Source organism: Pseudoalteromonas sp. Isolate6 (genome assembly GCF_022398435.1).
Taxonomy (GTDB): Bacteria; Pseudomonadota; Gammaproteobacteria; order Enterobacterales; family Alteromonadaceae; genus Pseudoalteromonas; species Pseudoalteromonas galatheae.
Genome location: NZ_JAKEVK010000162.1, coordinates 1 through 11,078 on the forward strand (window position 1 = coordinate 1; position 11,078 = coordinate 11,078).

9 protein-coding genes are annotated in these 11,078 nt (G+C 42.8%); 7 read left to right on the forward strand and 2 right to left on the reverse strand.

What is annotated here, in order from left to right; all coding sequences use genetic code 11:
- The 5 genes from L1D50_RS17475 to L1D50_RS17495 form a co-directional block, all read left to right on the forward strand.
- Window positions 1–196, forward strand: a 196-nt coding sequence (locus L1D50_RS17475) for a hypothetical protein (RefSeq protein ID WP_239966498.1), incomplete at its 5' end; no start/stop codon positions are given.
- A gap of 152 nt (window positions 197–348) precedes the next feature.
- Complete coding sequence (locus L1D50_RS17480) at window positions 349–759, forward strand: hypothetical protein (protein WP_128726628.1); 411 nt, start codon at window positions 349–351, stop codon at window positions 757–759.
- A gap of 552 nt (window positions 760–1,311) precedes the next feature.
- On the forward strand, window positions 1,312–3,567 hold the full coding sequence (locus L1D50_RS17485; RefSeq protein ID WP_138521350.1) for an acyl-CoA dehydrogenase: 2,256 nt from the start codon (window positions 1,312–1,314) through the stop codon (window positions 3,565–3,567).
- A gap of 447 nt (window positions 3,568–4,014) precedes the next feature.
- The gene (locus tag L1D50_RS17490) at window positions 4,015–4,953 is read left to right on the forward strand and encodes a phosphotransferase (protein WP_239966499.1); all 939 of its coding nucleotides are present in this window, start codon (window positions 4,015–4,017) and stop codon (window positions 4,951–4,953) included.
- Window positions 4,954–4,956: 3 nt separating this feature from the next.
- On the forward strand, window positions 4,957–5,787 hold the full coding sequence (locus L1D50_RS17495) for an EamA family transporter (RefSeq protein WP_128726625.1): 831 nt from the start codon (window positions 4,957–4,959) through the stop codon (window positions 5,785–5,787).
- 21 nt (window positions 5,788–5,808) lie between these two features.
- On the opposite strand, the gene L1D50_RS17500 is transcribed toward L1D50_RS17495, so the two are convergent.
- Entirely contained in the window at window positions 5,809–7,452 is a 1,644-nt protein-coding gene (locus L1D50_RS17500; protein WP_128726624.1) for a S8 family serine peptidase, read from the reverse strand.
- 142 nt (window positions 7,453–7,594) lie between these two features.
- Window positions 7,595–8,656, reverse strand: a complete 1,062-nt coding sequence (locus tag L1D50_RS17505; protein ID WP_128726623.1) for an ABC transporter substrate-binding protein — start codon at window positions 8,654–8,656, stop codon at window positions 7,595–7,597.
- 190 nt (window positions 8,657–8,846) lie between these two features.
- On the opposite strand from L1D50_RS17505, the gene L1D50_RS17510 reads away from it, so the two are divergent.
- Both L1D50_RS17510 and L1D50_RS17515 read left to right on the forward strand, forming a co-directional pair.
- Entirely contained in the window at window positions 8,847–9,239 is a 393-nt protein-coding gene (locus tag L1D50_RS17510) for a cytochrome b562 (RefSeq protein WP_128726622.1), read from the forward strand.
- Window positions 9,240–9,514: 275 nt separating this feature from the next.
- Window positions 9,515–10,963 carry a basic secretory protein-like protein gene (locus L1D50_RS17515; RefSeq protein ID WP_128726621.1) on the forward strand — a complete coding sequence of 483 codons (1,449 nt, stop codon included), beginning with the start codon at window positions 9,515–9,517 and terminating at the stop codon, window positions 10,961–10,963.
- The last annotated feature ends 115 nt before the right edge of the window (window positions 10,964–11,078 follow it).

Sequence of the window (11,078 nt, forward strand, 5' to 3'; positions counted from 1 at the left end):
CTTCCGCGTCGTGCTCTCGCTAAGGTACCTACATCCTGTAGGCAAGGAGAATTTACGCACCAATATCTGGCTATTGGAAGTGAATTCAACGCAGTCAGCGCTAAAACGGGCTGCTAGAAAGGCATTAATTATCCGCAGCTCAGGTTTATTAGTCAGTAAATTTTCCCATAACTCAAAACTGCCACTATCGCTTTAGACAAAAAACAGGGATCGGATTATTAGCTGATTGAATCGATATGCTAGAAAGCAAGTGCGAAGGTAATATCGTTGATACTGGAAAAATAGTTTCCATGATCCAACCTGTTTTGGTTTAATAAAAACTGGGTGTCGAGATATCAGTGAGGATACATGGATCAAATACTAATTATAATTGGAGTATCGATATTCGGTGCTTTGGGTTCAATTCATTTGGTGTATACGTTTTTCACTGAAAAATTTAATCCTCATGATGCTGCTGTAGTTGCCGCCATGAAAAATACGTCACCATTAATCACCAAAGAAACTACAATGTGGCGTGCTTGGATAGGCTTTAATGCTAGCCACAGCTTGGGTGCGATGTTGTTGGCTGCTATTTATATTCCATTGGCCGTTAACAACTTTGAGGTTATCAAAGGCTCTCTTTGGTTTTCACTGCTACCAATTGTTGTTGGCATATCATACTTAATCTTGGCCAGAAATTATTGGTTTAAAATCCCATTTGTTGGTGTACTTACTTCCTTGATATGTTTTCTGATCGCGGCATGGCTGATCAACACATGACAAGAGGCACTATTCGGCTCATTAGATGCGCACTTACTACACTCGCCTGTGTGGCGGGCATTAATGTTTTTAGATGAAACTTCTAAATTTAAGAAGCTGGGATAGTGCGCCACTTAAGAGCTCACTCACCTCGAACTTATTAATCCATATTGTTATCTTGGTTATTTCACCTTAGCTAAATAACTTTGAGTTATTGCAGACATTGTCTTTATGAGATGCTAACGGATAGTCATTCTATATGTTATAGGTAATAGATAGATGCAGAAACTGTGTGGTGCTGAGTAATCTGCGCTTGAGCAATAACTAACAAGTCCGCCATCCTTCCTTACGAAATATAGGGAATGTTTTGTCATGCTTACAAGTGATTTTGTCATGATAATAGGCAAAATCTCAATTTCAACTTACAGATGTAAGCCATTAATTTCGCAGTCATTTATATTAATCACTCGATAATTCGGTAAAAAAGGCGTTAAAAAGTTAGATAGAGTAATTGATCTAAACGAATTTTTATGCCGTAATGTAAGTATATTTATCTGGTCGGATGAGTTAATTATGAGCCTAAGAACGAATTTAAGAAAGATCCTCCCAAGCATTTCAATCACAGAACAAGAAGCATTAGATGCCGGTGATGTTTGGTTAGAAGGGTCAATTTATCAAGGTAAGCCTGACTTTTCAGCGCTGCGTGCTGTACCTGAAGCTAAGTTAAGCGCAGAAGAGCAAGCCTTTTTAGAAGGTCCAGTTAAAGAATTAATGGGTATGATCGATGACTCGGAAATTCAAAATGGCAAACACCTGCCAGAGCATGTGCTTGAATTTTTGAAAAAAGAGAGATTTTTCTCTTTGATCATTCCAAAAGAATACGGCGGTCTAGAGTTTAGCCCTTATGCAAACTCAACGATTGTAGGTACAATTGCGACTAAATCCTCTGCGGTAGCGGTAACGGTGATGGTTCCTAATTCACTAGGTCCGGGTGAGTTATTGTTACATTACGGTACTAAAGAGCAGCAAGCGCACTATCTTCCTCGCTTAGCAAACGGTCGTGATATTCCATGTTTCGCGTTAACAAGCCCTGAAGCCGGTTCAGATGCCGGTGGCATTCCGGACCAAGGTATTGTTAAAAAGGGCATGCACAACGGCGAAGAAGTACTTGGTCTTGAAATAACATGGGACAAACGCTACATCACACTTGCGCCGATTGCGACAGTACTCGGTTTAGCATTTAAAGTATTGGATCCTGAGGGATTACTAGGCGGTAAGAAAGAACTAGGGATCACCTGTGCGTTAATTCCACATGACCATCCGGGTGTGCAACTTGGTAATCGTCATGACCCTATGGGAATACGCTTCTATAACGGCACAACGCGTGGTGAAAAAGTTTTTATCCCAATGGACTTTATTATCGGTGGCCAGCAGAATATCGGTCGCGGCTGGCAGATGTTGGTTAGCTGCTTAGGTGCTGGACGTGGTATTTCATTACCAGCGCTAGGCGTATCAACTAGCCAAGTCGCACTGAAATCTGCATCTGAATATGCTGCGGTACGTGAGCAATTTGGCCTTTCGATCGGCCAGTTTGAAGGTATTCAAGAAAAGCTTGCGGACATTGCAGGCAAAGCATACATGCAAGAGGCAATGCGAGTGTTAACAACAGAAGGTTTAGGCATGGGCCTTAAGCCATCTGTAGTAACAGCAATCGCAAAATACCACATGACTGAAACTGGTCGCGATGTGTTGGACTCTGCAATGGATATCCTAGCGGGTAAGGCCATTCAAAACGGTCCTCAGAACACCCTTGCAAGCGGTTATGTTGCCCAACCAATAGCGATTACCGTAGAAGGTGCAAACATCCTAACGCGTAATTTGATGATCTTTGGTCAAGGTGTAATGCGCTGTCACCCATATCTACAGTCGATGGTTGAATCTATTCACAGTGAAGAGAAAGATGCCGACAGTAAATTCCGTGGTATTTTGACAAAAACAGTTAGCTATAGCGTTGCCAACAGCTTACGCGCTTTCAAATACGGCCTTATGCCTTTCACTGCTGATGCAAAGTCACCATTACCAGAAGTGCGTGCTTATGAAAAAGCCGCGCATAGATTAGCAGCGAAGCTTGCGGTATATGCAGACTTCTCACTACTTGTGCTAGGCGGAAAACTGAAGCAAGCAGAAATGCTGTCAGCACGCCTTGGTGATGTAATGAGTCACTTATATGCAGCGATGGCTTCAATCAAATACTATGAGCAGAAAGTAGCGGTAGCAGAGCGTGAGCAAGCAGCACCTTATTTCCATTATGCGACAAGGCATGCACTTATGAGTGCTGAAGAAGCGCTGCATAAGTTCTTAGACAACTTCCCGGCAAGTGGTACTCGTAAATTTATGCGTGTGATCACGATGCAGTTTAGTGGTAAACAAATGCCTAAGATTAATGATGATATGATCAGAGAGTTAGCCGCTGCAGCGCAAATGGATACACCGTTCAAAGCGCAGCTTACTCATCTTGTGAAACCGACAGCGGGTGATGGTCATGATATCAATGAGCAAGCATATAAAGCTAAGATGGGTTGTCTTGACCTGCTTGCCAAAGTTAAAAAGGCAGTTCGCAAGCGTGAGATCCAACCAGGTGTTCGTTTCGAACAAACCTTAGATAATGCACTCGTTGGTAACCTTATCAACGAGGAGGAGTACGCAAAACTGGTTGATTACAACCGCAAGCGTGAAAAAGCAATTCGAGTGGATGAGTTCGACTTCGATTTAAACTTGTTAGATGAACAAAGCGCGAAAGAAACAGTCAAGCAAGCTGTGAATGAGTAAGTTAAACAAATAACTTTTCTGTAAAAGTAAAAGCCCTTAACCATTCGGTTAAGGGCTTTTTCATGTTGGGTAAAGATAATAACACCAGCTATAATTAACGAGCACTGTAAAACGGTTTGCTTATTGTACCAATTTGCCTTAATACTCGCTCAATTTGAAGGCGCATATCTGACGCTAACAGCGTTAAAGTTTTGTTATTTAGAACAACTAAATAGCAAAACTTTTGCCTTGCCTACATGGATGTAGGTACCTTGGCGTGAGCAGGATGCGGAAGCGGTGTTATCGACAAGATTTTCTCGCCTTAAAAGAGATCTCTTAGTTATGCAAGTCGGTATTCGTGATAGTAAGTAAAGGGTTGTACTGTGTTTGAGTAACCTGAATTGGACAATAAAAAGATTGGCTTTTATTGAACAAGTCTCAGGTTAAATAACAAAAAGGTGTAACACAGTGAAAATAAGTATTCCAAGCGATGTAATTTCTGCGCCTATTTCAACACTGCAAGAGCAACAATTATGGAGCGGTTGTGGTGATATGTTATTTATCGATCACGATGCTGGAAAGCTTGCAATTAAGCGCACTAAAGTCCCCAGTGACATTGCACATCAGAGAATTGAACAATCTTCAGTGGCGCTTGCGCGTAAAGCTAAGTCTTATCAGGTAGAACGTCACTTTTACAAACACCATGCATGCGAGTTACTCTCGCCCTGCAATACACCGAGCTATTTGGGAGAAGGGGTAAATGAAGGGATGGACTACATCATCTTTAGAGACTTCTCAACTCAAGGTTTTTCGCAAACTACTAAGCCGTCCGAGTCACAAATATTAGCGGTGATAGGGTGGTTAGCTAAATTCCATGCTCACTTTTTACAAAGCCCCGCAGAGCATGTGTGGGAACAAGGAAACTATTGGCACCTAGATACACGGCCAGATGAGCTTGAGCGAATGCAGCACAGTAGTATTAAACAAGCGGCACCTCGATTACGAGATCGTATCAAAAATAGCCATTGGCATACTTGGATCCATGGCGACGCTAAACTTGCTAACTTTGCTTTCAACGGTGACCAAGCGCTAGGATTCGATTTTCAGTACGTGGGAAAGGGGATTGGTGTGTCAGATTTAATGCTGTTTATTACGTCTGTACTGGACGAAAAAGCGCAGCTCCTCCATGCCGATGAGTATCTAAAGTTGTATTTGGATATGTTGAGAATAGAATTATTGGGCAAAGCGGCCTCGATTGATATTGCTCAGATCCTTTCCGAGTGGGAATTGTTGTGGCCGGTAGTGTGGGCTGACTTTTATCGTTTTCTGTTGGGTTGGAAACCGGACCATGTAAAAATTAATGATTACATGAAATTTCAAACGGAAATTGCATTACAACAGGGATAACCAATGGCTATAGCCTTATTCAGTGCGTTAAATTGGGCTGTATTTGATTTTTTACGAAAAAGGCTAGCAAGCTATTATTCAGCCGCGCAAATGTCGGTGATATTTAGTCTCTTAGTCTTACCTGCATACATTGGTTATTGGTTGGTTGTTGACAAACAGCTCCCAAGTTCCGCTTATTTAGCGCCAGCGATAGCGAGCGGAGTTTTGGCTGCAATTGGTAGTGTAAACTTTATTCAGGCACTTGCGCTTGGACGCATGGCGGTTATCCTGCCTCTTTTATCCATCACTCCAGCACTTGCTGGCGTGTTTGCTTGGCTGCTGCTCGGAGAACCTTTAACCCTACTGCAGTCAGTGCTAATTGCTGCGATTGTCCTCGCTTCGTTTTTATTGCAAGGAGGCAGATTCTCTTTTCAAGAGCCTGGTGCAAAACAAGTTGCAATCACCTCTGTTTGCTGGGGGCTTTGTATCGTGTTCGATAAAGAGGCTTTGCAATACAGCTCGCTCTCTTTTCATGCTGGGTTTCTAACCTTTATGGTATTTTTTGTTAATCTGATCTTGCTCCGACCACAGTTTAAAAATCAAAATTTCCGCGCACATTGGTTACTCTGGGCTATTTCTTCGGTGGTATTCGCTGCTGCAGTTCTCTTTCAATTGCAGGCGTTAACGGAAATTCAGCCGGGGCTTGTTGAGGGGTTGAAAAGAGCCATTGGCATAGTCAGTGCGAGTGTGCTTGGGATGTGGTTCTTTAAAGAGGTAATTTCAACAAAAGAATGGCTTATAATCTCCGTTATTTTGTGTTGTAGTGCAATGTTGGCGTTAAATAGTGGCGCTTAAGCGCCACTTAAAACAACGCACTTATTTACATTGCGCGACTTTAGTCCAAACGTTTGAGTAGATCTCAGGGCTTGCGCCTTGTGACCAGAACGTAGCACGGTATTCAAAACCCTTGAATGAAACTCGGTCGCCAATATTGTAGAACTTAGTTGCACTCCATTCTTGGATACCATTACACCCAGCTGGTGCATCGCTAACGGTAACTGCCAGTGTCTTAGAAGCAGTTCTGTTATTTGCAGCTGTCACAGTGAGTGTCACTTGATATGTACCAGCACTAGCGTAGGTGTGTGATGGGTTAGTTTGTGAGCTTGTTGCACCGTCACCAAACTCCCACTGATAACTACCTGCTGTTGATTGGTTATTAAATGTTGCTGTGAGGCCGGACACGCTGAAGTTAAAGTTTGCATCGACTGCACCTGAAGTATCACAACCATTATTTGTTAAATAATCAACCGCCGCTTTTGCTTGTACAATACCATAGCCGTAAGACGTATCGCGGCCTGCTTGGCCTTTGTCTTTTGCTGTTGTATTCAACACTTGGCGAATCTGCTGAGCAGTACATTGCGGGAAGTGGCTCCACACTAAGGCAGCGACACCAGAGACATGCGGCGTTGCCATTGAAGTCCCGCTAATACTGCGATACGCGCCATTATTCCATGTTGAGTTTACACCAACACCTGGGCCTGCAATTTCTACTTGGCTGTTGTATTGAGAGAAAGAGGCTTTTGACTCAGAACGGTCTACTGCTGCTACAGACACGACTGCATTATACGATGCCGGGTAGCTCAACGAGCTATTACCCGCGTTGCCAGCAGCTGCAATATGTAGCATGCCGCGCTGATAACTTTGTTCAAACGCATTACGCTCTGCTGTAGAGCTGCCGCTACCACCTAAACTCATGCTGGTTACATTGGCGCCAGCCTGCTCACACTGTTCAATTGCTTTAATGAGATCGGAACCATATGCCCAGCGGCCTTGGTCATTAAACACCTTAACAATATGAAGACCTAGTTGCCCTGATGGATTTACCCCAACTACACCTGTACCATTACCACCTAAAGCGGCGATTGTGCCGGCAACGTGTGTTCCGTGGCCGTTACCATCGTTACTCCACACACCTGTGTCGTAGTTACCATAGCCGTCATTACCAGTAACGCCTGTGCTAGGTAAGTCTTGATGACCTAGCGTATAACCTGTATCCATAATACAGACTTTACGGTTGCCGCTGTAGCCATCAGATACTTGGTTAGCTTGCACCATATTAATACCGTAAGGTGTGGTTTCAGCAAGTAAATCAATTGCTGAAGTTTCTACGCTTGGCAAATAACGTTTAGGGTCAATTTCTACTTGCGCAACATTGCCGCTTGCTTGTAGCTGTTGCATTTGCGCAGAAGAAACTTCGGCGACATATGCATTAATGCTTGGCAACGTGTTGACTGCAGCACTGCCTAAGGTTGAGTAGGCTGCTTCAGACAACGCCTGCGCTTTAAACTGTGCCGTTTCTGCCTGATTTAAGCGCACTGGCAGAACATTTGGTGTTGCACTGTCTTTTAATGTGACGATAACGCGCTGTGTATCTGCGTGAGCAACTGAAAGGCTTGCACAAACGCAGGCACTGAGGGTTGAAAGCTTAAGAAGTTTTACTACTGTATTACTGTTTTTCATATTTCACCTGTTTTACATGTTGTTTACGTTTGTTACTAAAACAGGTGTTGACATCGCTGTCAATGTGCGAAGATCAAACAGGTTTAAATTGCATTATATTTCTTGGTTTTGTTTAATGCATTAATTAATCTTTCTTAAATCCTCAGTTTTTTACATTATTATTGTGATTATTTTTATTAAGTGAGTGAGTTAGTTCTGTAATGGTAAATTGCGCTGGATCGTTAATGTAACGTAAAAAGTCCAGGTGTTCAGGAAAGTTTCCATGTATGGCATGATACAAAGGTAGGGAAGCGTCATTCAACGATTCGAAAATAGATAAGGTTACGCTGTCTATTGGTGTGAAGTCTCTATGATATTGTGCTAGTCGAGCTAAGGTATAGGCCCCAAGCAACACATGCCCTCCAATCGAAACATCTAACTTAGGCGCAATACCTTCATCCCAGTTAATCCCACCTATGACGATCTTACGGTTTAATTCTTTAGCAGCGAGTAATGCGCCATAAGCAATAGGATCATTGGCAGCCCAAACTGTTGTGATTGCGGAGTCTCGCTGTAACCACGCTTTAGTGAGTCGATAAGCTTCATTCTGAGACCATTGACAATTTGCCTCTGCGATTAATTCTAGCTCTGTATGGTGCTCAAGATAAGCACGCATGCCTTTTTGTCGGTCTAATGCCGCAGTCGTCGCCACGTCACCTAGCAAAGCTAATACATGTTGCGATGGATTGGAGGACCTAAGCGCTTTTCGCGCAAGTTGACGCATTAATTTAAAACCAGCTTGGAAATTGTCTGGCTCAATGGTGCCAATAATTTGGTGTCCTGCCTTTAACAAAGCCACTTCCTCTGTTTTGGTCGGTCCATTAAGCAAGAAAATAATCTTAATGTTGGTGGCTTTAGTGTTTAACAAATAGGGAACGACACTCGACTTTTCGTTAACCAGCACAAGGTAATCAGCATCACTTTTCAAGGCTTGCTCTACGAGCGATTTCATCAAAATATGGTTGCGCTGTGCATAACTAATTTTGAGGGAAATATTCATGTTAGTAGCGGCCGCAGTCATCACGTTGCTGACGTTATACCAAAAGTCCCCAGTCGGGTTTTTTGTTGCAAAGCCGGGGTTTACAAATTGAACGTTGAATCGTTGTGCAGATAGCGCGGCCATCGGCGATAAGAGTAAAAAGATGAACAACAATTTTCGGATCATAAGTCTCTACATTTTTTGATATTCAAAAAGTGTGCTGCTAAATACGCTACAAGTATAGTTTACGCTAGAATTGTAGTGTTATCTGCCTGTGTTTTGAATGCTATTCAGGGTAAGCATATTTTTCATAGCATTGAATTTAGCTCATGCGTTAATTGCTTTATACTAGCGGGCAAAGAGTAAGGGGACTTTGATGAGAAAAATCGTATTTATATTCGTGTTGTTGTTTTCGATGTCAGGGGTTGCGCATGAGTCAAGTGAACTGAATAAAACCATGAAGGAAATGGGGCATATTTATAAGCAGGCTATGGCAGCGCAATCAGCTCATGAAATGCAAGCGCACTTAACTGAGCTAACGACACTCGTTAATGAAAGCAAGCAATTTCAGTTTAAGCAAGAGGTGTCTGCCGAGTCAGTTGAGGGCTTGAATAAAGTACTCGAAACCATTACTAAAGCGAGCCAAGAAGTAGACTCAGGAAAAGTTGAAAAAGCCCGTGAAATGCTATTAAAAATTGATAAGTTGAGAAAGCAATACCACAAACTACACGAGCCGCCGAGCTTTTGGGAATTATTATTCGGTAGTTAACCTGAGATTCGAATAGTTATCCTATCGCTGTGGTTATTTCTTGTTCTATCACAACAGCTTGGCTTATCGATCTTGGCTTTAGTTGAGCATGACAAAATACTAGCGAGCCGTGGCTTTATCTCTCAGGCTCGTTAGTCCTCCATAAGATCCAAAAGCGATGAAATAGCCTTATCCTTTTCTGCACTTATTAGAAATTACGCAAAAATCTACTCAAAAGAAGTTGCATTATCAATTGGAACGATCCAGTATGTTTGTTTTTAATCTGGGAAATTTCAATGAAAACCTCCTCATTAGCCAGTCTAATTTTACTTTCATTTTGTAGCTCCTCATTAGCGAATGCCAATGCGCTCTACGACATCACCGAACGCGATACATTCTCTGTAACGAGTGACGTAAAGGAGCAGATCCAAGGTGAGGGGATAGAGCAATTAGTTGATAGGTCACAAAAAAGCAAATTCTTATCTAAGCAATCCAGCGCTGAGATTGTATTTGATCTGAAAGACGTAAAAGCGCTCAGACAATATAGTCTCACCTCAGCCCAAGATGCACCCGCCCGAGACCCAAAGCATTGGACTGTAGCCGTATCTATAGATGGCAAGGCGTGGCAAGAGGTTGATAAGCGCAACAATATGGTATTTTCAAGACGGGGTGAAACGCTCGCTTTTGACCTACCCAAAACAACGGATGCGAGGTACGTGCGCTTTACTGTAGCACAAGAAGGTAAAACACAGTGGGGCGACCGCTTTTTGCAAATCGCTGATCTGGCGCTCTATGCACAAACAAACTTACCGCTGGCAAATTTTACTGCAGATAAAACCGTCGCCAAGCTTAATGAGCCAATTTCTCTGCAGTCGATATCTGCAAACTCACCTACAGGGCTGAGTTGGAAGGTTGAGGGCAAAACGATGCTGCCAACCACAAAAAGTGTTGAAGTAGTTTATGACAAGCCAGGTAACTACGATGTTACTCTAATGACTAAAAATGCGCATGGCTCCGACCTTAAAACCCGAGCAAACTATCTAAAAATATACGATCCAGCTCAACCATGGAAAGGCTTTGAGCCGCCAAAGGTCAAAGTGGTTATCGAAGATACTGAGTCGGCAGGGTCGAAACGTCTGCAAGCACTATTTCCTGATATAGCCAGTACGGTGGATGACGTAACTCGCCAACTGGCTCCAAGGTTGTACAAACACTTTGCAGAGCTGCCAGAGTTTGAGCAAGTCACATTTAGGCTGAAGTGGATGGACACAATAGCGTATCGCTCTGGAGACGAAACAAATATGGAAATTGTGTTTAGCTCAAAGTACATCACCGAAAAACTGGCTGCACAACCAGATGAGCAAGTGGAATACGAACTCCTTGGTGTGCTCTGGCACGAACTTACCCATGGATATCAGCTATTTCCAAAAGAGAGAAGTTATTCTGAGCCCGATGTACATGCATTTATTGAAGGAATGGCGGATCTCATTCGCATTCAAGCGGGATACCATAAAACCCGTTCACCTAAGCCGTCGGATTCTTGGGTTGGTGGATACACAAATACCGGGTTCTTTCTCGCATGGCTCGCTGAGTCACATCCAGATTTTGCCTATCGTTTTAATCAAACTGCGGTAGAAATAGAGGATTGGTCATTTGAAAATGCAATAAAGTCAGTTACAGGAGAGTCTCTTGATGAGCTCTGGTCTCGCTATCAAAGTGAGCTAACTGCTAAGAAATTGCAGTGAATCAGTAAGGACTAAATAATTACAGTTTGTCATCACTGTGCTGTAAATGTACATAATTTGTTGACAGACTTGTTTTATTGCTCATAATTGGAACGTTCCTTTTTCGGTTTCTTCC